Source organism: Ktedonobacter racemifer DSM 44963 (genome assembly GCF_000178855.1).
Classification (GTDB): domain Bacteria; phylum Chloroflexota; class Ktedonobacteria; order Ktedonobacterales; family Ktedonobacteraceae; genus Ktedonobacter; species Ktedonobacter racemifer.
On record NZ_ADVG01000002.1, the window covers coordinates 601,071 to 627,098 of the forward strand.

The following is a 26,028-nucleotide window of genomic DNA, read 5'->3' on the forward strand; positions in this document are numbered from 1 at the left end:
CCCAACAAATAACGTTTTTAGGTAATACACTACCACTCTTTCTCATAAAGGACTGTTCATGCCCAAACGAGTGATGTATCTTGTCCATTGCTCCCAAGAAGCACAAGCCTATGAACTTTCTGATGGGAATAGTACTGTTCTCCGTGACATTACTTCTGAGCGGCCTGCCTGGTTTACGTGGTTAGATGGCATCTCTTCCTTTGCCTTTCGTAGCCGATTGGGGGTTCATTATACAGTGCGCAAAGAGCGTGTCCAGAGGCCATGGTGATCCTTGCTGGCGCCGTTGACGCATTTTACCCATCCGCCGACGCTCAGCATCCTGATCTGCAAGCGGAGCAAGACTTCTTTGATTACCTACTACGGGAAAGCGCTGATGACTTCGATGTTTTCGATCTCCATCTCTATGGAGACCTCGATGCCATCACGGCAAACATCGATGCGGTCAGGCAGAAAATGGCCGCCCTGGGGTATCAGAAGCCGATCTTCTGCGGTGAATACAACGGCCCGAGTTTCTTCAATTTCATGGAGAATCTGCCCATTCTGCAAAACATTTTCACGAAGATGATGGAAACCCCACAGGGCGAGACCCTGGCACAGGCCACGCAACGAGATGCTATTGCGGAACTGTATGAGCAGAGGGAAATGCTGCCGCCACAGGCACAGATGTTTATGCAGGGTTGTTCCCTCGAACTGGAACAGAAACGCCATCGTATCAACTGCCGTGAAATCGTCACGCGTTGCGTGCTTGAGGTGCGGCAAGTTTTTTTGCGTTGAGCTCATCCAGGGCAATGGAGAGATGGAGCAATGGGAGAGAGCAGCACGACCGGAAAGAAAAGGAGAGACGATGGATCTCTCTCATTGGGGTAGTGCTACGTAAGCTGCCAGCTTACGTAGCACTACCCCAGCAAGCGTTGTGCTGTTTTGAAAAATGGCTGACCATGCTCACTTGAACCGTAGGCGCAAATATATAAACCAGTTGATACGCGCTCGATAAAGCCCCATTCCCAAATAGTGGCTTCATCGAGGCCAGATTCCTTGGCGAGTAGCTCGCAATATTCGTGGGCTAAAGTAATAGGATCGGCTGCTGCAAGCAACTCCTCATTCCAGTCCCGCATGACCACCCCAAGATCATATTCTGGCTCACAGAGGAAGCCCTCTGGATCAACAAAGACATAGCCCGACTCAGCTCCAGCACGTGGGGCAAGTACCTGAAGTGCATTTGCTGGATGGGGGTCTCCATGTACGACTACGCATCGTTCACGGTCAAAAGCATCCATGCGCCGGCACGCAAACTCCAAGGCCTGAGAGACAATTTTCTCAGAGCATGGCCGTTCAAGTTTGACCCATAGCTCGCTTATGAGCTGAGCCAATGTCTGCGCTTTGTACGCCAAGGCGTTAATAGTCTGATCCGCACCAGATGGTACAAGCCATGCTTGTTTAAGTATCTTGCACAGCAATCTTATTGCCTGCTTAGGTTCCAATTGAATATCTTGCATGGATAGTCCGAGCTGCTCTAGAAGCAAGGCACGTCGCTCGTAGTCAAACTTTAACACTCGAACGTAGCCGTGGCCATTCGCACGGATAATAGTGTCTATCTCTTGCTGAAAGCCGTAAGGTCTCGGCATATCTATCTTTATGACTGCATTTCCGCTTGCAGTTTTTACTGGCGCTACGTATGCCGAAGATCCTCCGGAAAGCGGTTGGCCAATGCTAAGTTCCCATTCTTGCTCAAGCTCGGCAATAAGACCAGGGAGGTCTTTAAGCCACTGTCTTGTCTGGGTGCTTGATTGCTCGGCCATCAGCCGAACTCGCTCAGGTACAACAATACTGCGTATATGATCAGCTCTATCCATTATGACAGTTTATCATATGGATTGTATTTTGCCTAAGTTATAAAGCTGGCCTCGAGCTTTAAGGCACTAAGGTATCCAATAGTAAATTTTCATGTTTAATTGGGATAGTGCTATGTAAGCTATAAACTTACATAGCACTATCCCACATTGGTAGTTTCGCACCCAGAGGCCAATCACGCTAGGACGCGACATTTGAGTGCGGACCTCCTGGGGCTCATGATCATCCCCCTCAAGAAAGTTCTCAGCGTGTTGACGCTGCTTGTGGCAGCGGCTTGTGGCCTGGGCGTTTCATCACGCAAAAAACTTGCTGCACCCGCGTGCTTGCGCTTTCAGCGGGCGTCCAGAAAATGCTCTGTTGGAATCTAGCCAATGAGAACGTTGATCGCGCGAATCTGATGCGCCTACTCTTTGACAAGTATAAGCTGCTACACTATGAAGATGGGGTGTTCAAGCAGCCCTATCCAGCCGCAGAGACATATCGCAGAATGACGGATGCGCTTCACGACGTTGAGCACGTTCAACGAATCACTGTCCCCGAGCACCCGACCCTCTCCCTGTTTAAAGTACAGCGACGGGAGCAAAGTCCCCTGTTTGTCGTCTGGGAACAAGAAAATTCCAACAGAGGTGCGTGATGGTCATGTGCATCTCTCCGTCTCACTCACGCCTGTGTTGCTCGCGCAACACTGAAGATATAGATGTCTGTGGGATACGTTGTCAGGGTCATAATAGAATAGAAGCGTGAAGACATTGTGAATACTCGCAAAGCACTGGTGATAGTTTTGTAATGTTCATAGGATATTCTTGTGATGATAACTCTATCCTGAAGCAGAGGAGCATTATGTCTCATTCAGAACAAGATATGCAGCAAGAAAATCTTTTTCAGTCCATGCTTCGTGCTCTACGAGAGGAAAAGGACTTTTCCTGTGATGGGACGCAGGAGATCAGTGAGAAGCAGACCCATCTCTCTGTGGTGTTGCTCACGCCGCAGTACGTGTACAAGATAAAAAAGCCGCGAGACTTTGGCTTCTGTAACTACACAACGCCTTCACGACGTCGCTACTTCTGCCTGCAAGAGGTCCTGTTAAATGCGCCGCTGGCCCCGAATGTTTATCTTGGAGTGGCCCCTATTCTTCAATGCTCAGGAGAACACTTCCGCATAGGCCCAGTCCTCGCGAGCGATGAGTTGCCTGAAGCTGGGACACACTATCAAGAGGGAATCGTCATTGACTACGCGGTCGTGATGCGACGCTTGCCCGAAGATACGACACTCGCCTCCCTCATTCAGGCAGGTCAGATCACCCCTGAAATAATGCGCGAGGTCGCGCAGACGATTGCACGTTTTCATATGGCAACCCCTACGAATGCCTCTATCACCACCTTTGGTGACGCGCAGACGATACGGCAGAACTGGGAAGAAAATTTTCGCCAGATCCAACCCTATATCGGTCGTGTGCTAGAACGAGAAGCTTATGACGCACTGCGCCGCTACGTCGCTCAGTTCTTGCAGGCGCATGACCCACTCTTCACGCGACGTCTATTACAAGGACGCATCCGTGATTGTCACGGGGATCTGCGTTTGCAGCATGTCTATGTATTGCCCACTACCAACCATTCCCCCGCTCGACATATCCTCCTGCTTGATCGTATAGAGTTCAACGAGCGCTTTCGCTACGGAGATGTCGCCAGTGAAGTCGCGTTTTTGGTGATGGAGCTAGAGATGGCACGGCACCATGATCTCTCAATGAACTTCCTCCAGGCCTATATCGCAGAGACCGGGGATACCGATCTCTACACACTTCTCCCTTTTTATATCTGTTACCGAGCTTGCGTACGCGGCAAGGTGACCGCATTCCTCCTCGATGATCCCGAGATCGAAACTGATCAGAGCAGGCAAGCTATTCAGGAGGCCTCTGACCTCTTTGCCTTCGCCGTTCGCACCACAAACAGCGACACGCATCACCCGCTGCTACTCTGCATAGGCGGACTCATGAGTAGCGGGAAGAGCACGCTCGCCCACACATTGCAACAGCATCTCTCCTTTCCTTTGTTCTCCTCGGACGTCATCCGTAAACAACTCACACGGCAGTCGCCCGCTATGCATCAGGCGGAACATTATGGCAAAGGAAACTATACCCCCTCCTGGAACAGGAAGACGTATGCGGCTCTTGCACAACACGCGCTACCATATCTGGAGCAGGGGCGGTCAGTGATCCTTGATGCCAGCTTTTCACGTCGGGAGGAACGACAGGTATTGGCGCGTGCAGCGGTGGCATTGGGGGCCAAGGTCGTTTTTATCGAGTGTGTCTGCCCGCCAGAGGTCGCACTGGCGCGGCTCCATGGTCGCTGGCAAAGCCATTTCGATGGTACCAGCCATGAAGCGTCCCCTGAAGCTGTTCTGGCCTCAGATGGTCGTCCAGATTTGTACGCCACGCAAGCCGCACACTGGGAACCCTTTGAATCTGCGTTGGAACCATGGGTTACACATATCCTTCTCACAACGACCTCTCCTCTTGTGGAAACAGTGCAGCAACTTCTGACAAAGCTATCGCTAGAGTGTACCTCGCGCTACGCTTAGTCTAGTAGTAGAATAAGCTGTAACGACACTGCTAGTGCCGTGATTGCGCTGTGATGGGCTTTCGTAAGAGCGAGAGAAACATGTGAGGCATAGCAACTACACTCCTAGTGACGCTATTGATAGCACCTTGATGCCGCTATCTGGTGAGTGTCAAGGTCAAAGTGGACGAAGGAGATCATCAATGTTCAAGCGCATACTTATCCCACTTGACGGCTCAAAACGTGCCGAAGAGGCGTTATCTATGGCGGCTTTCCTGGCGCGCGCAACTGGCGCCTCGCTATTGCTTGTGAAAGTAATTACGCCTGAGCTTCTCTATACAAGTCTCTATCCAACAGTGCCTGGCTACATGGCTGAGCAAATTCGTACAACATTTGTCCATGATGCCCAGACCTATCTCAAACATGTCATTCGTACCTCGAAACTGGAGGATATCGCTGTATCCACGGAGGTGGTGGTTGGTATTCCCGGTGCCACAATTGTGCAGATCGTGGGCGAGCGACTGGCAGACCTCATCGTAATGCGTAGTCAGGGGCAGACAGGGATCGCACGCTGGTTCTTTGGCAGTATCGCCCAGTATGTGATTCGCCACAGCCCGGTCCCGGTTTTAGTCATGCGCGACGGGTGTTCCCCTCTGATGCTTCAGCCAGGCCAGTCATTCCACGTGCCACGAGTATTGGTGCCGTTGGATGGCTCACCACAGGCTGAGGAAGCCTTGCTGCCCGCGGCGGAGATGGCATGCCTCCTGGCTGGCAGTGCACAAGGGCAGATCCATCTCACCTGCGCTGTCCGCTCCGTCACCGCTCATGAGCATTTCACAAGCGCTCAGGCGGAGCAGCAAAATGAGGCCGTGCAGGCGGAAGCAGAGGCCTACCTGGCTTCGATTGCCACACGCCTGCGCATGGGTGAGTTTGCCTCATCGGCGTTTGCGACAAGTTATTCCGTGGTGACGTATACACGTGAAAAGGAGATCTGGAAGTGCATTTTTCGTGAAAGCGAGTGTATTGGCGATGTCCCAGGATACGCAGGCTGCGATCTGATCGCCATGTCTACCCACGGCAGAACTGGTTTACAACATCTCTTACATAGAAGTATTACCGAGCATGTGCTGGATATGACGACGGTGCCTCTGCTGATTGTACACACGCATGCCACGTCCAAAGAATCTATCCCGAGCACAGCAACAGTTTCACATCAGGAGATACAGCAACCGGGATAGAGGCTCGCTACCCGAGAGCCTCCTACATATCTCCACAATACCCATTCGCCCGTCGCGATGGATATGTGTAAGCGCACCTTCCCAATGCCCTTCACGCTCCAGGTGGGAAACGATATCTGCCAGATTCATCGGCGCACGCGTCTGAAGCAACTATTCAGGAAGGTTTCGCCCCTCGACCAGTAGATGCAAATGCACGCTTACATACATTTGCATCCAATGATCTGAGCAGGATGTCATTCCCTTTCCTCCCCTAGCTCAAATCCGACCATCCTGCGCTGGCGAACGGGGTGACAGCATAGGAGCATATTTTCCCTGGAGCATGTAGTAGAGATGCCAGGAAATCTCATCAATCACGGGTACCTGGGTCATGAAGAGCTGAGGATCAAGCCCATTGACCATACTCTGACCAGTGTTGATACGCTGTAGCATTGTTAAAAGCAACTTAGCAGCGTAAGCTGTCTGCTCATTTGTAGCGCCGCCTTGCTTGAGACGATAGAACTGCCTCAACTGGTTGTTGATGAACATCCCTTGCTGATGTAGTGGATGGTCCGAAGATAAAATGATGAGACCTTCCTGGCCATTTGCCAATAAACGCAAAGCATTGATGACCTCCTGCACAAACTCTTCCACTCGTGCTTTGCGTTCAGTCTCGGCCATACTAAAGCGTTGCTCAATAGTCCGCAATTCCTCTGCCCGATCAGCACGTCGCACTGCTTGATCCATGCCACGTACCCAGAGAAAGGCGATAACGGCTGTCATAATCTGAATCGCTACCGGACGCCCAGCGATAACAGCCATGCTGTATTGAGATAGAGCCTGGTGAAGATCAGTGGACCAGGGCTGCAACATCAGATCGCCATAAATAAGGACAACATTCACACCCGCAATGATGAACGCTGCACCACGTGGGAGAATAGAGGCACCAAGAATTACAGAGATAACCAGAACATCGTACGCGGGCAAATAAACCAGGTGAATTTTGCCATCCGCTGAACCTAGAACAACACCGATGACTGCCAAACACGTTAGTATCACTAGAATAGTTCCTGCCACAGTGACCAGGCCCATGCGATTGCATAGCATCGCGACCAGCACACCTGCAAGAGCAAAGAGGACGGCAAAAGCTGAGGCTCTGTCCATAAAGGTAGCGGGAATGAAGGCCACAAGAGTGACAAGCATGCCCAGCAAAATCCAGGAAGTCAGGCGACTGCGGCGAACCTTCTCACGTTGCTCAATTGTTTCCTGGGGTAAATCCCAACCAGTACTTGTCATCCGCAACCACCAGTTTGTTCGGGGTAATGGCGGCACAGAGGTTTCACGCAATGGCAAACTTGCCCGCGTCTCGGTATTGGTAGGGTGCGTCATAAGCTAGCCTCCTTTCACTGCTATGACTAAAGGGAATACACGACAAAGCTCTATTTTTCTACTTGCTAGGAATAGGTGTGCCCTCCAGTATTGCTTTGAGCTTCGCGAACATCTCTTTATGCGATGCTAAACCTTGCTTATAAACCGTTTTGATAAGCAAGCTCGGTGCCGTAATTTCAACACGCTCTTGTATTCGCGTTCCATTTCCCTCAGGGAGACAGACACTAACATTGTGCAAATAGATGCCTGGAGACTGGTGCGCGTCGTAGACAATTTCGCCCCGAGTATTGATGCTCATCTCTACGCTATAGGTAAAGGTCGTCATAAAGGGACCCTGCTTCATACGATCACGAATCTTATAATGATCAATACGCGAACCATCAGCCGCCTTCGTTGTTTTCTCATATGCGATATTAACAATAAGCGGATGAATCTGGGTATGGTTACTAAGTGTAGAGAGGAAACTCTTCACCTTTTCAGGTGACGCCTCAATAAAAGTGTCAATTTCGAATGAGTCCTGCGCCATAAAACACATCCTTTCGCTGGCAAAAAGATAAATAAGGCGTTTTTTGCGTTTCTCGCGAAGCAGAGGCTTTCCATCTATGAGTGCAATGCCTCTATATGATTCACACATAAAATATAAACGCTAAACGAACTATAGCAGCAGCATAGAATGCAGTCAATATACATATAAAGGTCCTAATGAAGAGTACTGCGCTAGCACGTGACCAACAATAAACATTAAGCTGTTTGTATATCGAGCAAACGTTCGATATAGTGTTCTCCATCATCTATAAATTATACATTCCCAAAATTGCTTATTTTTCGCTAAAAATATATTTTTATACAGGCGATGCCTTTATAAGTGAGATGCTATAGGGAGTTTTACTGTTTACGCCGTTGTTGCCTGCTGCCGCAAGATATATACAAACTTAGCACGAACAAACGATTCAGACCAGTATGCAAAGATCATCAGGAACCCTCGTCACCGCAGCCAACGGAGTACAGATAGTCACTGACCAGGATATCACCGTGAGTGCAGTCAATTATCCCACGCTCGGACAAGCCAGCGTGAGCGCCCACGCGACCCAGGCACGACCAGCAGGCAACCTCAAGGCAGGCGTGATTTATGGTCCCTGTTGTCGCGCCAACATCTCTGCTGTAAACGGAGCCTTGAGCGGAAGGCAGGACGCACGCAACTATCAGACCGTGACCCAGCATGACATCGACAGCGCAAGCGCGAGCCTGAAAGCCAGCCTTGACCAGAGCACCACCACAGCATTACAAACGCAGGTCCAGAGCACCGAGACATTGGCAACCCCGTTGCATTGCCAGCAGAAGACGAGCGCCGATCATCAGCCAGGAGACGAGGCAGCAAGTGTGCATGTCACCCTCGACGAGACATGTACAGGCATCGTCTACCAGACGCAAGCCCTACAAACACTCATCACCCAGGCACTTACCACTCAGGCAAAGCAGCAGCTAGGAGCAGGGTACGCGACAAGCGGAGACGTTCATATCACCACCACGGCACAGGGAACAACGACCATCTGGGCGACAGGGGCAAGCATATGGGTGTATCAATTCTCACAGGCTGAGCAGGAACACCTAAAGGCAAGCATTGCAGGCAAGAACCAAGCCCAGGCGAAAAACCTCTTATTAGCACGAGCAGGGGGACAATCTGTGTCCTTCTCCAACAATGCGACCCTTCCAGATATTCAGCATATCCGCTTTGTATTCATTACCTACTGAGAGAGGAAAGGAAACCGCAGCATGATTATAGCCGCAGCGAAGACGAGCCCCACAGTATCGCGGGCGGCTTGGCGTCTCCACCTTTCCAGGCATGGTCAGCCCTATCGGGCCGAGACGAGCGGGTACTGCAGTGCGCCGCATCAGCGGCAGAAAGTGAGTGTACCAAAAAGGTATTAGAACTGATGGACGGTTCTATGCACTCCTCGCTTACCCCAACCCTCGAAAGAGGAGGGCGACCATAGCATGCGAGGACAGCCATGTAAGAGGAAGTCACCAATCCTCTGGGTGGTTAGTGCAAGACGTGTATGGCGAATGCTAAACTGCGTCAATCCTAGTCCTACTGGTCTTCACCCGCGACTCCAACGGAAGGTGACTACAAACGTTGGGTCCAACATCTAAGGACGTAGAATGCAGATGCGGCCTTATCCATCGATGTTGGCAGACCCTTTCTACGAGGGCAATACGGGACGAACGGGACACCTGGAGCACGTCTAAACTCACTCTGCTGAAAATGCGGGATCATCTAAACAGGGTTACACCTGCATGATGACGGAAGCTCAATATTACCCAATGTGCGGCTGTAATGGCTTGTGCTGACTGCATAGAGCAGTACCGGCAAGAGGGATAAGCTGTGGTAACACAGACGAAACCAACTCTGTCTGGGGGGAAGTGAGCTAGCGGAGCCTGAAGAACACCGAAGAGGAAAGTGGGATGTGCTGATGCTGTCCCGATAACTCAGAAGCAAGTACTCAGGCGAAGTGGAGAGCCGTATGCCGTGAGAAGCGGCACGTACCGGTTCGGAGAGAGGGGTACGGGCGACCCAGTAATGGGCGACCGGCCCCTACTCTACTTGATAAACAAACCGCAGGCCTGCTCGTCTCGCTCTCCGAGTGTACCATATATCAAGAGGCACTTCGATAGACACCTGGAAGCCTTTCGAAGCCGTTGATCTCACAGCGCACACAAATGGTTCTCAGAGGGTAGGGTTTCGTGATCTCTTGATGCAGCAAATGCTTATTAGCACTCACGCTCTTTCTTCCACTGAAGGACTCTGACCATCAAGAGCATAGCGCGGCTCGTTACTCCAGGTGATACCCAATTTTCTGTTCGTCTCCAAGGAATGTCCTTTGAAATAAAGAAGGCACCAGGAAGAGCACAATATCATGAGCTTTTCCTGGTGCCTTGTTGGTGCCTTTTATAGAACCACGCGAAAGTCTTCGTATTTCAAAAAAGGTCTTCATGCATTCAGCAGTTTCTCTGGGGGTGTTGTATGGAGAATTAATGAAAACGAAGAAGCATCACAGATGATTCGCTTCCCACGCGATTGATGGCGATATCCACGATTTCAAAGCCCATTCGTTCGTAAAGATGCAAAGCCGGGTTGTTTCGCCGCACACTTAACATAACCGCTGGATATATCTTACGGGCCGCTTCCAAGACATGACACATCAATTGGGTGCCTATCCCTTGCCCAACATAGTCAGGTAGAACAGCTATGGCCAGTTCTGGCGTACCATCAGGAATCAAGCGCGACATTTTCTTTTCTTCGATGAGGACGCGAAGCCAGGCCGCTCCTAACGGGCGTTGATTGGATGGGTGCAGCGCAAGGACCCCGACATCCGTTTCTCGGCCCCACCCCCGAACGTATTTCTGTAGGTCAGGATTGTTTTTTGCCGCATCAGTATCCATTTCGCCATCCTCGTACATATGAGCCGCATAATAGAGCATATCCCAGAGAAATGGCTCATCATCTTGCCTCACTGACCGGGTGAGAACATACATATATTTTTCCTCTCTATCACATTATTTTTGCGTTTCATTCTATCACGCACGATCTTTGAGTCCACATGCAAACGATAATAGGAACGCTGGAATGCAACGCTTTTGCAACGGTCCATATCCTACACTCTTCTCAAGAGGAAGAACAACCTCACATTTCTCACAACTTGCAGCCTCACACGAGGGGCAAGATCAGGAAGAGGAGAGAGGTCATTATGCAAGATTCGAACATGCGCTCTCGCTCTCATTTGTTTACGGTTCGCGTCTGGGAAGAAGAGATCAGGACCGATCAGACAGAGTGGCGAGGCAAAATCCAGCTATTCCCCAATGGCGAGGTACGCTACTTTCGCGACTGGCCAGCACTTGTGCCTCTCCTTATCCAACTCTTAGCCGAAGCTCAATCAAATCACACGCAAGCATAAAAGAAAAAGGAAGATACCACGATGAATGAAATGACAAACATCGAGAATATGCATAATCACACTCTTGAAAGCAAGCACGCCGTTGTGATGGATGTCCAGGATATCACCAAGCGCCTGCCCCTGGGACGTGAGCATATCGACATCCTGAAAGGCATCAGCTTCCAGATTCGCGGAGCCGAGTTCGTCTCCATCGTCGGACCCTCCGGCTCAGGAAAAAGCACCCTGCTCGGCATCATTGCTGGCCTGGACAACCCAACGACGGGACGTGTGTTGATCGACGGCATCGATATCACACGAATGAACGAAGGTCGCCTGGCTGGAATGCGGAACCTGAAGATTGGGATGGTCTTTCAGGCCTACAACCTTATTCCAACCCTCACAGCCCAGGAGAATGTAGAGGTTCCCCTCTATGTGGGCAAGCATCCCGGCTCCCCTTCGGCGCGAGCACGAGAATTGTTGGACTTGGTTGGGCTCTCACATCGTTTCCATCACCGGCCCAATCAGCTCTCTGGTGGTGAACAGCAGCGGGTCGCGATTGCACGTGCCTTGTCTTGCGATCCTGCCCTGGTGATCGCCGATGAGCCAACCGGGAACCTGGATGCCCGCAATGGTGAAAATGTGCTCACGCTCATTACCAATCTGCGCGCCCAAACGGGCAAGACATTCATTATTGCCACCCACGACCCGGTTGTCGCCTCGCACGCCGACCACGCTATTCGCATTGTCGACGGGCTAGTCGCGGATATCGATCCGTCCCAGGGCATCATTACCCAGTAGTTCTCGCAGAAAGAGGCAGAGAGATGAAAGCTTCCATATACCTGAAATATACATTGCGTTCATTGCTTCGTGGTGGGCAGCATACGCTTCTGGCAGTGTTTTGTGTAACCGTGGGCGTCATGGCTATCGTGGCCCTGCAACTTGTTGGCTTTATGCTCCAACACTCTCTCGCAACAAACGCGCGCGAGGCCAATGGCGGTGATATCGCCGTCATCGCTGAGGGCGCCCCACTCCAGGCCAAAGACCTAAACGCCTTCGAGCAGATCAAGGAGGCTGGCACGATTACCAGCTATACCGCAGTGACACGTGTGAGTGGGACGCTCAATAACGCGGATGCCTCGGTGCAGGCATTCACGCTTGAGGCCGTCGACTCGAATGCCTATCCCCTGGTCTCACCACCAACCTTTGTACAACCCAACGGCGCCACAGTAGCGCGCCTGTTAACAGACAATCACGTGCTCGTCACCGAACACTTTCTCTCGACCTACCACAAACACTTTGGCGACCTATTCAATGTCTATGTGAAAACGCCACAGGGGACGGGAGAGACACTCACCATCACGATCGCCGGGGTCATTGCCAATAGCGGGACGTTTGCGCAGGCGGGCAATCTCATGCTCCTATCAACCTATGATTACCAGGCCTCGACCTCAGTCATGAACTATACCCTGGTGGACATCAATACCGCCGATCAGGCACACACCGATAGAGCAGTCAAGGCGATCAACGCACAATTTCCTCTGGTAACAACACAGACAGCGACAGACGTCCTCAAGGGACAGCAATCCTCTATTGACCTGGTCAACAAGTTCTTAGAGATTGCGGGCCTGATCGCGCTCCTGATTGGTGGCGTAGGCATCGTCAATACTATGCAGGTCCTCCTCTCGCGTCGCAAAACCGAGATCGCCATGCTCAAGACCGCAGGCTATCAGCGTAGAGATCTCTACCTGCTCTTTGGGCTGGAAGCAGGGCTCCTCGGACTGGTAGGCGGGACGCTTGGGGCAGCGATCGCGATAGGCGTGAGCGCTCTGATACGTACCCTGCTCGAAAACCTGGGCTCAAACGTTCCCTTTGTCCTGAGTCCTGGATTGCTTCTCAGTGGCGTAGTGGTTGGCTGTGTTACGGCGCTGATTTTCGGCCTGCTACCGATTGTCCAGGCAGCGCAAATTCGGCCCCTGCACGTGTTGCGCGAGCTTGAGCAGAAGAGCACCAGTGGCCGTGTACAGACCATCCTTTTGCTTGTACTATTCTCACTCCTCTTCTGCCTGCTGGCGATTGTGATCTTGAGCAACAACGTCGCGCTTGGAATTGAAGTCACGTACGGGGTATTCGTGGCGCTCCTGCTGCTAAGCGGCCTCTTTAGCCTGATTGTGCTCGCTGTGGGCAAGCTGCCAGTTCCTGAACACGCCCATATCACGCATATCCTACTCGTGTTGCTAGGCATAGCTGTAGCGATCCTGGTCTACCAGTTTCTCCCGGTGTTTGGCATCTTCCTGTTGCTCATCTCGCTGCTCGGGATTGTTGTCCCACTCCTCCCGAGACAGTGGAAAGTCAATGTGAAGATGGCCCTGCGCAACCTGAATCGACGGCGTGCGCGGACAACGACCACCTTGCTGGCGCTTTTCATCGGCATCTATGGTCTTGGCATCGACATTGGCTTCGGGCAGGATCTCAGTTCGCTGATCTCCAACACGCTAGCACAAAATACACCGTATAATCTCGTCGCCACGACGACGGATAAGGATGCGAACACACTGCGAGCACATATCAACAGTATTGCGGGAGTGAGCGCGAGCCGAGAAGATCCCTTCACGATGACGCTGCCCCTGGCCATTAATGGGCAACCGACCAAGCAGGTCATTCCAGGCGGTGCTCTGCAGCAAGATCTCAGTCAATTGGGAGGAATCGAGGGCTACGACCTGGCTCATTCGCTTCCCGCACAGAAGATCACCGAAGGGCGTAATCTGACGGCCCAGGATGCCAACACCAATCATGTGCTTGTCAGCCAGATTATGACGAGCAAGGGTTGGGCGCAAATGAATCTCAAGGTCGGCGATACGATCACACTCTCCAGCCTGGATGGCAAGGTTCGCAAGGATGTCGAGGTTGTAGGTATCGTCTCGGTCTCCACCAGTTTCGAGACATTGGGCAAGGTGCTGGTACCAACCGCGCTTGTTAACGACCTCAGTTCGGGGAACCATGCGAAAACGTCCGTCTTCTATATGAAGGTCGCCTCCAGCCAGGTGGACCAGGCACTGCATGACTTGAACAGCCGTGTCCCCAACGCTTCGGTGCAGAACCTGAGCGATGCCGCGACCTCCTTTACCCAGCAGGTAAGTAGTTTCTTGAATGTGATCATCGGCGTCGCCTCGCTCTCGGTGATTGCGGGCCTGATTATCATCGCCAATTCGGTGGCGCTCGCCATGCTGGAACGCAGGCGCGAGCTGGGCATTCTCAAGTCGGTTGGCTACACCAGTAGCACGATCCTGGGGCAGGTCGTGATCGAGAGTGGCATCACGGGCGGCATCGGCGCCTTCATCGCAACCCTGCTTGCGGCTGGTGGCGTCGCTCTGGGAAGCAAGTTCTTCTTTCAAAACAATCTGACGCTCAACATGCAGCCCGAAGTTATTGTGAGTATGCTGGTTCTTCCGACTCTCTTCGCAATCCTGACCGCAGTCCTGGTTGCCTGGAATGCGGTTCGAGTCCGTCCACTGCTCATCCTTAAGTACGAGTAGCGAGTAAGCGAGCAGGCGTTCTATTCACATAGAACGCCTGCTTCTTTTTCGTGTAGATTAGAGATAGCCGCCCTGCTCGGCACATTGTATACTCTGCTGTAGCAGGGTGCGTGTCTCTTCCTGCTCTTTCGCGTCCCATGCACGCAGTGCCTGCTCCAGCAAGGCCTTCAATGCCTCGGGTGGCGATTGTTGTGAGGGATCGAGCATACTGCGTACATGGCGCACAGCCGCCTCTAGCTTCTCCTGCTTGAGCGCGACACCGAGCAGTGGCCAGAGACTTACCCACAGAAAAGGGTTCATTTCTGTCTGCTGGTGTTGCCCTTGCTCCATCGACTGCTGGGCAAAGGTTTCTGCCTCGGCCAGGTTTCCCTCACGCCAGGCGATCCAGGCACGATGCCCGGAGAAAATACTATTATTTTCTGTTGCGCCTATGGCCTGCGCCTGTGCGAGAAGATGGCATACACGCTCGACCTGTCCACGCCGCCTGTAAACGAACGGCAAAAACGTCAGGCAACGCGTTTGCAGCCAGGTAATCTCTATCTCTTCCCCCAGGCGGAATGCGATCATGAGCTGTTCTTCAGCTTCATCCGTATGCCCAACCCATAAGAGCACAATGCCGAGCGACATATGACCAATGGCAATCTGGCTCTTATCTCCTGTTCGCAAAAAAGCGCTCAGCGTTGCGCGCCTGGATGCAACCGCCTGTTCTGAGAACACATAGCGATCACGGATACCATTACGCAGGCCTTCGACTTCTTTCAGTAGTTTGCGTTGTTCACCCGTCCCATACTGCTCAACGACGGGGCGCATCGCTTCGATGGTCGCTGTCATATGCTCGACGGTCCCTCGCAGGGGCAATAGTTGGGCAAAATGCAGCTCTATCCACTGATCTCGCCAGACCTGGTTTTCCGGCTCCCAAACGTGTCGGAGCATTCGTTCTGCCTCTCCAAACGCCTCACGCGCATTCACATGCGAGGTATCATGAGGATTGTTGGAGACCTGGTTCCAGGCTCGGGCAATCTGACAGTGCAAGCGGGCTTGCCAGAGGAACGCCTCCTGGGGAATCACCTGCAGCGCACGCTCATAGGCCTGCAATGTGTGCTCGTGGTCACCTTTCGCCATAAAGACATCACCTAGAACAGCATAGATCTGAGCGATGGTTTCCCACGCCACCTCGTAAGAGGCATGCGGATGCTGATCAAGCAGAGCCACGGCCTGCTCCAATGCGTGGAGAGCCTCTGTATTGGCATAGATACGAAAGGCAGCCTCACCTGCTCGTAGATAGAATGGTACAGCCTGGGCAAAAAGGCCCCCGCGTTCATAATGCGCGGCAATCTGTCCGCTGACTGCATTCAGGTCCCGGGTAGAGATTGCTTGCAATGCGTCCGCTATGCGCCGATGCAGCAGTCGTCGTCGTGTCGGACTGAGCGAGGTATACAAATACTCACGCAGTTTGTCGTGGGAAAAGTCATAGGTCTCAGCTATTTCGCCAGCTTGTTCACGCACAAGGCGCCGCTGCCACAGCTCATCTAATCCCTGCACGACGGTTTCTTCATCATGTTCACTGGCACGCGCAAGAATGGAGAAAGGGAAAGCATGCCCAATGACAGCCGCCACGTTGGCAATATCGCGTGCATATGGAGAGAGTTGTGCGAAACGGGTTGAGAGGATGGTCTGGATGGTTGGAGGGAGTGTTGAAGCTGAATGCGTGAGAAGCGGGTGCGCGTAGTCGTGCTGCTCTATCCGACCAGCACGCAGCATCTCGATCACAAAGAGCGGATTACCCTCGGTCTCCTGGTAAAGTGTGTTGCTCATGGCAGAAGGGAGGGTTTCGCCAGTGATATGTTCTGCAAGGGAGATTGTCTCAGAGCGCGTGAGTGGCACGAGGGAAAGCTCCGTTACCAACCTGTCACGCTGTAAGGCTGCCAGAAAGGGAAACAAAGGATGCGCGGCTGAGGTCTCTTCTGTACGCACGGTGCCAACCAGGAGCAGACGCGCTCGCGGCTCAAAACACAGCAGGTAGTGAAGCCAGTGGAGGGTCTCCTGATCACACCATTGCACATCATCGAGCAGGAGCAGGAGTGGCTGATCCGTATTGAGAACCGCGTGTGCAAGCGCTTCAAAAAACGCCTGGCGCTGCCATCCTTCTGTAAGCGCGGCTGGGCGCGCAAGCTCAGGCCGTTTCGCGATTGTCTCAGGCACCAGGCGCGCAATCTCTGTCAACGTGTGACCCTCAAGGATCGAGAAACTGGATTTGAGCGCGTCACTGCGTAGCCAGGAAGTAAGTGGGGCATAGGCAAGCGCTCCAAGGGTCGCGTAGCAACGCGCGCTCGCTGTCGCGAACCCCTGTCGGCTAACCCAGGCTTCCATCTCCTCTGCCAGGCGCGTCTTACCAAGGCCCGCCTCTCCGGTGAGTAGCACGACGTGCGCCTGTCCACCTGCCGCTCGCCGCCAGGCATCTTGCAAAGATTTCCACTCGGCGTTTCGCCCAAGCAGTGGCGGAGCCGACTGGCGTGCCGAGAGGGAGCCAGTCGGAACTCTGGAAGGCAGATCCGCCTGAAGCAGGGTCTCATAGGCAACGCGTGTCAGTTCGACAGGCTCCGTTCCAAGCTCTCGCTCCAGAAGTGAGGCAAGACTATGGTAGACACGTAAGGCCGCAGCCCGGTCGCCTTTCAAGGCATACAAGCGAATGAGTTGTCGGGCCGTGGCCTCTTGTAGCGGATCCTGGCGCAGGAGTTGCTGCGCGACGGTGATCGCCGTCTCGTAGTCGCGCTCTTGTTCTAAGAGGACAAGCAAGCGTTCAGAGGAGGTGAAATAGCGCTGACGAAGGCGATCCCGCTCTGATAATATCCACTCATCATAGCAGCCAGGGAGCAAATCTCCACGATAGAGACGTTGTGCATATTCAAGAGCCTGGCGCAATGCCGCTGCATCCTGAGCCTGTTCCGCTTGCGCGGCCTGAGCAAGTGCCTCTTCAAGCTGCATAACATCCAGGGACCAGGAGACATCGTGATCTGGAAGCCACTGGAGGCTTTGCGTATCGGCGTGAAGAAAATGATCGATGCCTGGAAGCAGTTTGCGCAATTGATGGACTAGCTTGCGCAGATTTGTGTGTGCCTGAGCCTCCGTTGAATCAGGCCAGAGCAGAAAGGCCAGGTGAGAGCGATCTTGAGGAACATCGCGGTGGAGCACAAGGTACGCAAGCAAGGATTGTAATCGAGGGCTGGTAACGGTCTTCACCGGAGTATCACCTGAAATGAGCAAGAAGGTACCCAGTAGATACAGGTGAAGAGGGGGAACCATCTGGAGCCTGCCTTTCAAGAGCGCTAGAGATGCCTTTTTGTGGAAGGAGCAAATAATCTATCAACGCTTCTGCTCTTTTCACCACATTTCCATAACTTAGTATAGCATGAATCTTTCCCAGTTCGGTAGGGCCAGAGAATGGGAGGGCACATAAATGGGTCTAATGACCCATGTTTGGAGTGGCAGAGAGACATATACTCAGGTGACAATGGTCGTTGTTGATATGCTGAGAGCTCCCCGCGCCGCGCTACAGCAATGGGGGTTCCAGGCGTTCGTTCCACGCTTCCGGTCTTGCGTGCCGAAGCAGAAAGGCTGGCTCTTGTGTAGGTTCGCCTGGACTTTCGGGCAGACGCGCTCTGGCTCTGGGAATGCCAAAGCTTCGGGGAAGAGTCTGCCCCTCTTTCGCGCGTTGTGCTGTACGCTCGTGTGCTGCCCGCAGGCGCGCTTCCGCACCTTCCCAATACCTCTGGTATCGGGCACACGAGGGAATGGGATCTGCTGGATCAAGGTAGGCAGCAAGGAAGGCCGAATACAGGTCGCGTTGGACGGGACCCACACCACAGGAGCACTGGTGCCAACGCTGAGAGAGCGGCTTCTTGACCTTCTTGCCACAGCCGTGGCACCATTGGCTCAGCGCGGTCGTGCGTATGGGAACTTCCACCAGGATGCCGCCCGTGCTTGCAACGGTGCGCCTCAAGAGGTCTACAAACATCCCTGGGGCTCGCAGTCCCACGCTCTTGCCAAACTGCTTCTGCCACGCCTTGTAGGAAATCTTTTCGATGATGATGATGCTGCCCAGTGCGACGATCTCGTGAATCTTGCGCCCATGCAGGCTCTTACGGTGGGCTGCCAGCTTGCGCTCTTTGGTGGCTTTGCGTCGTCGCGTTGTCTGATAGCGCCTGCTCTGCTTCCATCACAGCTTCTGCTTGCCCTGCTTTTTGATGCGCCCCTTGTCGTCGTAGTGCTCAGGATTGGCTGCTCGCCTCTGCCGATCCATCTGCCGCTGCAGGCGGTGAATGGCTTTGGCATCAGGAGCGAGCTCAGCACAAAGCACTTCCAGACTCGCCTCCCCTTCCTGGGGAGCGAGGGCCAGGGTCGAGGGTCCCAGATCCCCTCCAACGGTGCCCGTGCCAACCTTGTGCTTGGGTTTGTGGTGAGGCTTGCCTTCCAGGGCCAGTTGGACCACGTAGCGAGAGCCCTGTGCATCGGCTCCTGCCGCTCTGGGACTACTGGCGGGACGTTGGATGAGGCGAGCATACTTGATGCGATGCTTGAGGCCATGCGTGACCACTGGATCCTTCCAGTCGATAAGGGCAGGAAGGTGGTCTCCGTTCCAGAAGAGAAAGCCTGCGTTTCCGGTTTCGGGCGGCTGGAGTACAAACCGAAGGCTCGTGTCGTTGCGCTTGTTCTCGATGCTGGAGAAGCCGCGTCCTCGGCTCTTGAAACGCACGCGTTTGGCTTTGCCCAGGCAGACGCGATTGAGGGCACGGTAGGCGCGGGTGGCCAGGGTTTGCGCCAGCACCGCCTCGATATGCTCAGCAATCCAGCCCACGCGCAGCCCCTTGACCGCTTCATGCAAGGCTGCCTCGGTGAAGCCAGAAACTTTGCGCAAGGAGGAGAAGGCCGCTGCTCGTTCAGCCTTCTGAGTACGAGGAAGAGCACATGCCTCTTGCCAGGCGGAAGTAGCCCGCATGTGCCTCAAACGCTTCTGGCCTTCGGAGAGGATGGCATTGTAGAGCTGGCGAGCCGCTTCCAGGTGAGCGCGCAGGCGGGCGGCTTGTCCTGGATCGACGACCAGAGGCAGTTCGAGCAGAAAGGTGGGGGTCGCAGGTCGTTTCTCCTGCTTGCGCGATTCCTGGCGTGTCTTGGGCATCTGCGCTCCTCCTTCAAGCTCACACATGCGACCAATCGTCGTACGTCTATTCTACCAGAGAGACTGGAAGAACGCAAGTTCTAGAGGTGTTCTTTCTTCTGTTCTCTTCTCGCGCACGGGAGTGGCGACCGTGCCCCCAGATGGGGGTTCATCCTCGGCATCAATGACCGGGGCTTTCTCGCCACGATCTCTGTAAAAGCACCATAAGAAAAATATTCTCGTGGCCCAATATATCACTTTAGAATAGCAAGGAAGTTTTCATGAGCACTTTCATCAGCAATACGCCTGTTCGGGTTGTAGCCCCCAGGAAACCTCGCCTTCTGAGTCCGCAAAGGATCATAGCGACCTTGCTCTCGCTGATTCTTCTATGCGTGATCGCGTGCGGAGGCATTGGCTATTACTTCTCCAATGTACTTTTAGTACCTACGCACGATATATCCTATAATTTAGAGGCAACCAATGTGAGCACGCAAGTGGTGACGCTGCCACACACCCAGGACACCGAGCAGCCAGGTACATTTGGTATCACCTGGGCCAACGGAGCGGCCATAGTGGGCAAGATTACCGACGAAAACCAAGACACCGTGACGCGCCAGTTACTCCAGACAACCGCCCCTCTGACATCACACACTATGGTTTCCTGGAATAGAGAGGTATATCTAAACGGATTGAAGGATGCACTGGAGCTACACATCAGCACCGTTCAAGTCTCGACGTCTTTAGGAGAGATGCCCGCCTGGTATGTGCCTGGTAAGCTGGATACCTGGGGCATCCTGGTTCATGGGCGAGGCGATACGCTTGATAGCAGCCTGCGTTTCATGCAACCACTGGCGAAACTTGGCATACCAATGCTTGCCATCTCGTATAGAAATGATATGAATGCTCCAGCCAGCACGGATGGCTACTATCATCTTGGTGATACCGAGTGGCAGGATCTGGAGGCTGGCGTCAAGTATGCCCTGGCGCATGGCGCCCACCACCTCGTGCTATATGGCTGGTCGATGGGTGGGGCGATCGTTGAAGCGTTCCAGCATCGCTCACAATATGCGAGCAACGTTCAGGCGCTCGTGCTCGATGCCCCCCTGCTCGATTGGCGCTCCACGCTGAGCTTTCAGGCCGCCAGTCGCTACTTGCCAGATGTGGTTGCCAGCACCGCCGAGTTCTTCGCCACTCAACGCGCCAGAATCAATTTCGACGCGCTCAACCAGCTCAAGCAGCCGCAGGGCAAGACACCAATTCTGCTCTTCCATGGCACAGATGATACCACCACGCCCGTCTCGGTAAGCGATGCCTTCGCGCAAGCACATACCGATATTGTCACCTATGATCGCGTCAATGGTGCCAACCATGTCCAATCATGGAATCTCGATCCCCAGTGGTATGACACACAAGTGGAATCGTATCTGACGCGCGTATTGCATCTGTAATCATTCTTGCTACATGTGACACTCCGCATCGGTTGAAACCGAGCAGCTTCTGCCACTCTTCCGTAGTCGGCATTCTGAGTAGGTGAGGCGTAGCCTCTACTCGGTTTGACTGCCGTAGTGGGGGAGGAATAGCTCAGGGTCGCTCGTCCATCCAGAGCGTTCCCTGTTGCGCGGTGCCATGCACGTTGCGTTCTCCATGCCTAGCCTCAGAGATGGATGGTCCCTTTTGACGTTTGGCGTCTTGGGAGAGAGCAACACCTGTCTCTTTCGAGACTCTGCCTGCACGTCGCACAGCAGTATGAGGCTTTTCTTTGAAGGGTTCTCCATAGCGCTCAAGCAAGCGCTGACCGATCTTGAGACTGGCATTGCGGTCGGCGTGTCCGCGCATCTGGCACTGTGGGCAGACGACCAGAGCAGCGCCGGGAGTATAGCCCGATTCTGGCTGTCCCTGATTGTAGCGAATGACAGCGGCGTGGCAGCGATGACATTGTCTGCTGGTATTGCGCGGATTGACCCAGCTGGTGATGATGCCACTTGCATTCCACGCCTTATATTTGCTGTAGCGGAAAATGCGCCCTTTCATCCAGTAGGCTCGCTTCGTATTGCCACGACGCGAATACTTCCCCTTTTCTGGCTGGAGATTGCCCAGGTGCTCAAAGACCAGGATGCTGGCCTGATGTTCCTTGGCGAACTGGACAATGCGACCGCTGACCAGGTGCGCGATGTGTTCATCAAGATGGCGGATTTTGCGCCAGAGGTCGGCATTGTCCTGTTCATTCTCCGCCATGATGCCAGTCTGTGATCGGTTGCGTGCAATGCGTCCAAGCAGCAACTTCCTAAAGCCCGCTATCTCTGTGCCATTTCCGATGAAGGAGGTGGCCAGGATGGTGCCTTCAACTGTCTGGACGCTGCATACGGCTATGTGCTGGTCGAGATTGAGATCGACCGCACAGATGCGGGTCTGTGGATTGGTCGTGATCTGCTGCTCAACGTTGGCGGGAGCAGCGAAGGTCTTTTCGATGGGAGTATGCAGCCACCACTGCTTTCCCCTGCGAACCAGGGAAGGGCTCCCCATCTGGAAACCTTCGGGGAGATCGCGTGAGAGCAGACCAACCTTGAGCCAGGACCAACACGTCCCGGTCCAGACCGATGCCGCAGGATGCAGTGATCATAGCGCTCTTTCCACTGGCTCGCGTAGAAGGGAACCGACTTGTTCCAACTACGTGGTGGGACCGGTGGTCGCTCTCGGAACGGCTTCGACTTTTTGCCCTTGCGAGGCTTCTTTAATTCGTGTTTCTCCTTGCGCGCTCGCCATTTTTTGAGCGAGGAAAAGAAGGAGCGAGAAGAACCAAGCGCCGCATTGATGGCGGCACGGCGAAACATGGCCGGGATATCTGGGGCGATGTCTGTGAGCGGCATGATGGGCGCCGGGTTTGCCTCTGTCGCATGGGTGAGCCTTTCCAGCGCCGTGAGCGCCTCTTTGTTTGTGAGAGCCAGGAGGCCTTCATGAGCCTGGATACACTCGAAGTAGAAGGCGACGACACGGTTGAAGAGGGCCTGATTGGCCGCAAAGACTTCAGCATGCTGCGGCTGGTAGTGCAATGCCGATCGTATCGTGCTGGTCGCCTTGGCCATGTCTGCTTTCTCCTTGCCCCGTGTGCTCCTCCTGATACTGAGTATAGCATGCCTAGAACATCTTTTCAACAAGCAAGGGCTCAAGCCCGGACACACCTTACCCCGCTCCCAAGAGACGGGGCTTGCGGTGGGCTCAAGCCCAAAATGTCATAACAAGCCCGTCTCCTTGAAGGGGACGGGTACTTGACTAAGATCAATAAAGCATTTGCGAACTAGGCAGGGGCATCAAAGACGTAATGTCGATGTGCTGAGAAAGAGGCAGGGGAACAGTGGAGAAATCAAGAATATCCTCATCCATATGCAGCATTCTGAAAAGGCTATTCTTGAAAAAGAGCGGCACCTTTTCACCATTGAGCCAGATACAAATAATCCCTTCCTGTCTGCGCTGGCTCGAGCCAGAATAGACAATTTTTGCTTCTCCCGCAGCTTCTGCCTTAATTTTATCTTCAATTTCATAGACGAGTTGTCTCAAAACAGAAAGTGAACATGTACATACAATATATGATTCAGTTCCTTCTAGCACCTTTCCACCTCTCTTCATATACATCCTTCCTCTCTACCTTTCCGACAACAAGAGCAATCTATCTGCTTTCAGGATGGTGTTATTACTATCTACTCTTGTACTTTGCTTCTTCCGCGATAATAGGTATAATGTGAGAGAAGTGTAGCATATAACCTTATGGTCATACATCGGTGAGTTCCCCTATATCCAAATCTTTTTTTATAGAATAGAGAACTGTTTGCGCAACACAGGTGAGAGCGTGTTATGGTTGAAAACAAGCGGTCAGATGAGAATCTAGCGACGCTGCTCTGCGCGCTTTCCTTTGCCACGGGTATGGGATTTGGCGAGGATATGGAGCATGGGCTAAAAAGCGCCTACCTCGGCCTCCAGCTGGCCTGCGCCCTTCGACTCTCGCCCGATATACAGGAAGCCGTCTTCTACGGCGCGCTGCTCAAGGATGTCGGCTGCACTGCCTGCTCGGCAGGTATTTCGGCCTTCTTTCCAGACGACGAACAGGTACCACGCGCTGATTTTATGCTCGTCGACCCATCACAGCTTCATGAAATGCTGGGCTGGCTCTCGCGCAATGTCCCCCTGGATGCACGCTTCCCCAGTCGCGTCGCCAGGCTCTTCTCCTTCCTCGCCCAATGTGGCCCTGTCATTCGTGAAGCCATGCGCGGACATTGTGAAGTGGCTGAACTCTTTGCGCGCAGGCTCGGGTTTCCAGAGACTGTGCAACACACGCTCCGCTTCCAGTGGGAACGTTGGGATGGCAAAGGGTTGGCCTATAGTTTAAAGGCCAGCGAGATCCCGCTTCCCGCGCGCATCTTACACCTGGCACAGGTCATGGAACTCACAACCAGTGTTGGAGGAACAGCCGCAGCACGCACCCTCGCCAGAGAAAGGCAAGGTACCCGCTTTGATCCCGACATCGTGGAAGCATTTCTGCAACTGACCCGCTCAGACCAGGAGGGAGACGACCTGGAGCACCCAATAACCCGCCAGGCGATCATACAAATGCGCCCATATACATCCGCTGATACTGTCACGACAGATCGCAAAGAAGATGTATGCCAGGCTCTGGCGGACTTTGTTGATGGCAAGACGCCTGGAACCTGGCATCACTCACAACTTGTCGCTCAGGTAGCGGAGGGCGTAGGCAAGCAGCTTGACTTGAACCCTGGCGAACTCTACACATTGAAATGTTCGGCCCTGGTTCATGACATTGGCAAGGTCGCGACACCCTTTGGTATTCTTGTCAAAGGAGCACGTAGATCCCAAAGCGAATGGGAAATTTATCGCCTCCACTCTTACTATACCCAGCGTGTCCTGGAACAGGTCGCTCCGTTGCGCGACCTTGCCCCCATTGCCGCATCCCATCACGAATGGGTCAACGGGCAAGGCTACCATAGGCAACTCCAGGGTGAGCAGATACCACTTGCAGGGCGTATTCTTGCCGTCGCCAACACCTATGTGCGCGCAATGCAAGATGGGCAACAGCATGAGGAGCAACCTTCGCGTGTACTTGCTTCAATGTCTGCATACGTGGGAACACAACTTGACCCCATATGCTATGAGGCCCTGGTCGCATCCTTGCAAGCTGGCGATGTCGGCAAGAAAGCAGTGCTGAAGCGTTCACAGGCGACCGATCTGACCCAGCGCGAAATAGAGGTGGTGCGCCTCCTCACCCAGGGCCAGAACACCCCTCAAATCGCACGCACCCTGAGTATCAGTAAAAAAACGGTTGAACACCACCTGGCCCATATCTATACAAAATTCGGCGTCTCCTGCCGCACTGCCGCGGTTGCCTACGCCGTACAACAAAACCTCGTCTAGCATTATGAGAATCTCATCAGGTTAAGGAGAGCAAACTTTGGGGGCTGTGCCTCGCGCCCTTGTGAAGCGCCCCCGGTGGCCAGCGTTCGTACCCGGCGAGATAATGCATGCGGGCAAAGGTCTCATTCTAGCACATGTGGGTGAAAGCTAGCTATCCAGGAACAAAGCAGCCAGGTAAAACACATCGCAGGTATCTCGATGAGACACCTGCGACCAGGATCATTTAGATTTGAGCCTGCCCTCCATCGACGAAGAGTTCAATCCCGTTGACAAAGCTGCTCTCATCCGATGCGAGGAACACGGCGGCTTTCGCAATTTCGTCAGGATCGCCTAATCGCCCTAGTGGCACGATGGACGCGAAGTGCGTCAAAAGCTGTTCACGCTCCTCCTCAGTCTGTACTAAGCCATTCAGTCCCGGCGTATTGGTCGGGCCAGGGCTGATCGCGTTGACCCGGATCTGGCGGGCTCTCAGGTCCAGAATCCAACTGCGCGCGAACGAGCGTACAGCAGCCTTGGCTGCACTGTAAACACTCAACGCTTCAATACCTGTAATCGAGGTCGTCGAGCCAGTGAGAATGACTGAACCGCCGTCTCTCAAGAGGGGAAGTGCCTTTTGCACGGTAAAGAGCGTCCCTTTGACATTGGTGTTAATCGTTTGATCAAAGTGAGCTTCAGTGATGGCCTCCAATGCAACCAGTTCTCCCCCACCAGCGTTGGCGAAGAGGATGTCAATGTGATCGTGACGCTGCTTGACCGTAGTATACAAACGATCAAGATCCGCGAGATTCGAGATATCCGATTGAACTCCAGTAATATTTCTCCCGATCTGCTTGACTGCCTCATCGAGTAGGCCCTGACGGCGACCGGTGATATAGACATATGCCCCCTCTGCGACGAAGCGCTGAGCTGTGGCGAGGCCAATGCCGCTGTTCCCACCCGTGATAACAGCAACTTTCCCTTCGAGTTTGGTCATGATTG

At 53.5% G+C, this 26,028-nt stretch carries 17 protein-coding genes and 2 pseudogenes; 10 read left to right on the forward strand and 9 right to left on the reverse strand.

Annotation, left to right across the window (positions count from 1 at the left end; genetic code table 11):
- The first annotated feature begins 261 nt into the window (after positions 1 to 261).
- Complete coding sequence (locus tag KRAC_RS18975; RefSeq protein ID WP_007909761.1) at positions 262 to 774, forward strand: hypothetical protein; 513 nt, start codon at positions 262 to 264, stop codon at positions 772 to 774.
- A gap of 122 nt (positions 775 to 896) precedes the next feature.
- Here the strand turns inward: KRAC_RS18975 and KRAC_RS18980 are convergent, their stop codons facing one another.
- Positions 897 to 1,799, reverse strand: a complete 903-nt coding sequence (locus tag KRAC_RS18980) for an aminoglycoside phosphotransferase family protein (RefSeq protein WP_007909762.1) — start codon at positions 1,797 to 1,799, stop codon at positions 897 to 899.
- A 371-nt stretch (positions 1,800 to 2,170) separates the two neighbouring features.
- Between KRAC_RS18980 and KRAC_RS18985 the strand changes: the two genes are divergently transcribed.
- The 3 genes from KRAC_RS18985 (at position 2,171) to KRAC_RS18995 (ending at position 5,644) form a co-directional block, all read left to right on the forward strand.
- Positions 2,171 to 2,485, forward strand: coding sequence for a hypothetical protein (locus KRAC_RS18985; RefSeq protein ID WP_040443865.1), 315 nt, complete (start codon positions 2,171 to 2,173; stop codon positions 2,483 to 2,485).
- Between the two features lie 206 nt (positions 2,486 to 2,691).
- Positions 2,692 to 4,428 (forward strand): bifunctional aminoglycoside phosphotransferase/ATP-binding protein, encoded by a 1,737-nt coding sequence (locus KRAC_RS18990; protein WP_007909764.1) that lies wholly within the window; start codon positions 2,692 to 2,694, stop codon positions 4,426 to 4,428.
- Positions 4,429 to 4,609: 181 nt separating this feature from the next.
- The gene (locus KRAC_RS18995) at positions 4,610 to 5,644 is read left to right on the forward strand and encodes a universal stress protein (protein WP_007909766.1); all 1,035 of its coding nucleotides are present in this window, start codon (positions 4,610 to 4,612) and stop codon (positions 5,642 to 5,644) included.
- Positions 5,645 to 5,899: 255 nt separating this feature from the next.
- Here the strand turns inward: KRAC_RS18995 and KRAC_RS19000 are convergent, their stop codons facing one another.
- Positions 5,900 to 7,009 carry a hypothetical protein gene (locus KRAC_RS19000; protein WP_007909768.1) on the reverse strand — a complete coding sequence of 370 codons (1,110 nt, stop codon included), beginning with the start codon at positions 7,007 to 7,009 and terminating at the stop codon, positions 5,900 to 5,902.
- A 58-nt stretch (positions 7,010 to 7,067) separates the two neighbouring features.
- Complete coding sequence (locus tag KRAC_RS19005) at positions 7,068 to 7,535, reverse strand: SRPBCC family protein (RefSeq protein ID WP_007909774.1); 468 nt, start codon at positions 7,533 to 7,535, stop codon at positions 7,068 to 7,070.
- Between the two features lie 434 nt (positions 7,536 to 7,969).
- On the opposite strand from KRAC_RS19005, the gene KRAC_RS19010 reads away from it, so the two are divergent.
- The gene (locus tag KRAC_RS19010; RefSeq protein WP_007909777.1) at positions 7,970 to 8,761 is read left to right on the forward strand and encodes a hypothetical protein; all 792 of its coding nucleotides are present in this window, start codon (positions 7,970 to 7,972) and stop codon (positions 8,759 to 8,761) included.
- A gap of 1,278 nt (positions 8,762 to 10,039) precedes the next feature.
- Here the strand turns inward: KRAC_RS19010 and KRAC_RS19015 are convergent.
- On the reverse strand, positions 10,040 to 10,543 hold the full coding sequence (locus tag KRAC_RS19015; protein ID WP_007909781.1) for a GNAT family N-acetyltransferase: 504 nt from the start codon (positions 10,541 to 10,543) through the stop codon (positions 10,040 to 10,042).
- 212 nt (positions 10,544 to 10,755) lie between these two features.
- Between KRAC_RS19015 and KRAC_RS19020 the strand changes: the two genes are divergently transcribed.
- From KRAC_RS19020 to KRAC_RS19030, 3 genes are read left to right on the forward strand one after another with little or no spacing between them, the layout of a single operon-like run.
- Positions 10,756 to 10,962: a hypothetical protein gene (locus KRAC_RS19020; protein ID WP_007909783.1), complete on the forward strand. Its 207-nt coding sequence runs from the start codon at positions 10,756 to 10,758 to the stop codon at positions 10,960 to 10,962.
- Between the two features lie 21 nt (positions 10,963 to 10,983).
- Positions 10,984 to 11,739, forward strand: a complete 756-nt coding sequence (locus tag KRAC_RS19025; RefSeq protein WP_007909784.1) for an ABC transporter ATP-binding protein — start codon at positions 10,984 to 10,986, stop codon at positions 11,737 to 11,739.
- 23 nt (positions 11,740 to 11,762) lie between these two features.
- Complete coding sequence (locus KRAC_RS19030; RefSeq protein ID WP_007909786.1) at positions 11,763 to 14,474, forward strand: ABC transporter permease; 2,712 nt, start codon at positions 11,763 to 11,765, stop codon at positions 14,472 to 14,474.
- A gap of 57 nt (positions 14,475 to 14,531) precedes the next feature.
- Here the strand turns inward: KRAC_RS19030 and KRAC_RS19035 are convergent, their stop codons facing one another.
- Positions 14,532 to 17,777 (reverse strand): ATP-binding protein, encoded by a 3,246-nt coding sequence (locus tag KRAC_RS19035; RefSeq protein WP_007909787.1) that lies wholly within the window; start codon positions 17,775 to 17,777, stop codon positions 14,532 to 14,534.
- 247 nt (positions 17,778 to 18,024) lie between these two features.
- Positions 18,025 to 19,650: pseudogene (locus tag KRAC_RS66180) on the reverse strand (nuclease/transposase family protein).
- A 260-nt stretch (positions 19,651 to 19,910) separates the two neighbouring features.
- Between KRAC_RS66180 and KRAC_RS19050 the strand changes: the two are divergent.
- Positions 19,911 to 21,077, forward strand: coding sequence for an alpha/beta hydrolase family protein (locus KRAC_RS19050; RefSeq protein ID WP_007909790.1), 1,167 nt, complete (start codon positions 19,911 to 19,913; stop codon positions 21,075 to 21,077).
- 133 nt (positions 21,078 to 21,210) lie between these two features.
- Here the strand turns inward: KRAC_RS19050 and KRAC_RS66185 are convergent.
- Together KRAC_RS66185 and KRAC_RS19065 are read right to left on the reverse strand one after the other, a co-directional pair.
- Positions 21,211 to 22,712, reverse strand: a pseudogene (locus tag KRAC_RS66185) (zinc ribbon domain-containing protein).
- 193 nt (positions 22,713 to 22,905) lie between these two features.
- Positions 22,906 to 23,253 (reverse strand): hypothetical protein, encoded by a 348-nt coding sequence (locus tag KRAC_RS19065; RefSeq protein WP_007909803.1) that lies wholly within the window; start codon positions 23,251 to 23,253, stop codon positions 22,906 to 22,908.
- A 225-nt stretch (positions 23,254 to 23,478) separates the two neighbouring features.
- On the opposite strand from KRAC_RS19065, the gene KRAC_RS19070 reads away from it, so the two are divergent.
- Positions 23,479 to 25,050 carry an HD domain-containing phosphohydrolase gene (locus KRAC_RS19070; protein ID WP_007909805.1) on the forward strand — a complete coding sequence of 524 codons (1,572 nt, stop codon included), beginning with the start codon at positions 23,479 to 23,481 and terminating at the stop codon, positions 25,048 to 25,050.
- Between the two features lie 223 nt (positions 25,051 to 25,273).
- Here KRAC_RS19070 and KRAC_RS19075 read toward each other — a convergent pair whose 3' ends face one another.
- Positions 25,274 to 26,023 (reverse strand): SDR family NAD(P)-dependent oxidoreductase, encoded by a 750-nt coding sequence (locus KRAC_RS19075; protein ID WP_007909806.1) that lies wholly within the window; start codon positions 26,021 to 26,023, stop codon positions 25,274 to 25,276.
- Positions 26,024 to 26,028 lie beyond the last annotated feature (5 nt).

What these genes read in the sequence shown, in the direction of transcription:
- KRAC_RS18975 (WP_007909761.1), top strand. Translation starts at nt 262, where the DNA reads ATGGTGATCCTTGCTGGCGCCGTTGACGCATTTTACCCATCCGCCGAC.
- KRAC_RS18980 (WP_007909762.1), bottom strand. Translation starts at nt 1,799, where the DNA reads ATGGCCGAGCAATCAAGCACCCAGACAAGACAGTGGCTTAAAGACCTC.
- KRAC_RS18990 (WP_007909764.1), top strand. Translation starts at nt 2,692, where the DNA reads ATGTCTCATTCAGAACAAGATATGCAGCAAGAAAATCTTTTTCAGTCC.
- KRAC_RS18995 (WP_007909766.1), top strand. Translation starts at nt 4,610, where the DNA reads ATGTTCAAGCGCATACTTATCCCACTTGACGGCTCAAAACGTGCCGAA.
- KRAC_RS19000 (WP_007909768.1), bottom strand. Translation starts at nt 7,009, where the DNA reads ATGACGCACCCTACCAATACCGAGACGCGGGCAAGTTTGCCATTGCGT.
- KRAC_RS19005 (WP_007909774.1), bottom strand. Translation starts at nt 7,535, where the DNA reads ATGGCGCAGGACTCATTCGAAATTGACACTTTTATTGAGGCGTCACCT.
- KRAC_RS19010 (WP_007909777.1), top strand. Translation starts at nt 7,970, where the DNA reads ATGCAAAGATCATCAGGAACCCTCGTCACCGCAGCCAACGGAGTACAG.
- KRAC_RS19015 (WP_007909781.1), bottom strand. Translation starts at nt 10,543, where the DNA reads ATGTATGTTCTCACCCGGTCAGTGAGGCAAGATGATGAGCCATTTCTC.
- KRAC_RS19020 (WP_007909783.1), top strand. Translation starts at nt 10,756, where the DNA reads ATGCAAGATTCGAACATGCGCTCTCGCTCTCATTTGTTTACGGTTCGC.
- KRAC_RS19025 (WP_007909784.1), top strand. Translation starts at nt 10,984, where the DNA reads ATGAATGAAATGACAAACATCGAGAATATGCATAATCACACTCTTGAA.
- KRAC_RS19030 (WP_007909786.1), top strand. Translation starts at nt 11,763, where the DNA reads ATGAAAGCTTCCATATACCTGAAATATACATTGCGTTCATTGCTTCGT.
- KRAC_RS19035 (WP_007909787.1), bottom strand. Translation starts at nt 17,777, where the DNA reads ATGGTTCCCCCTCTTCACCTGTATCTACTGGGTACCTTCTTGCTCATT.
- KRAC_RS19050 (WP_007909790.1), top strand. Translation starts at nt 19,911, where the DNA reads ATGAGCACTTTCATCAGCAATACGCCTGTTCGGGTTGTAGCCCCCAGG.
- KRAC_RS19065 (WP_007909803.1), bottom strand. Translation starts at nt 23,253, where the DNA reads ATGAAGAGAGGTGGAAAGGTGCTAGAAGGAACTGAATCATATATTGTA.
- KRAC_RS19070 (WP_007909805.1), top strand. Translation starts at nt 23,479, where the DNA reads ATGGTTGAAAACAAGCGGTCAGATGAGAATCTAGCGACGCTGCTCTGC.
- KRAC_RS19075 (WP_007909806.1), bottom strand. Translation starts at nt 26,023, where the DNA reads ATGACCAAACTCGAAGGGAAAGTTGCTGTTATCACGGGTGGGAACAGC.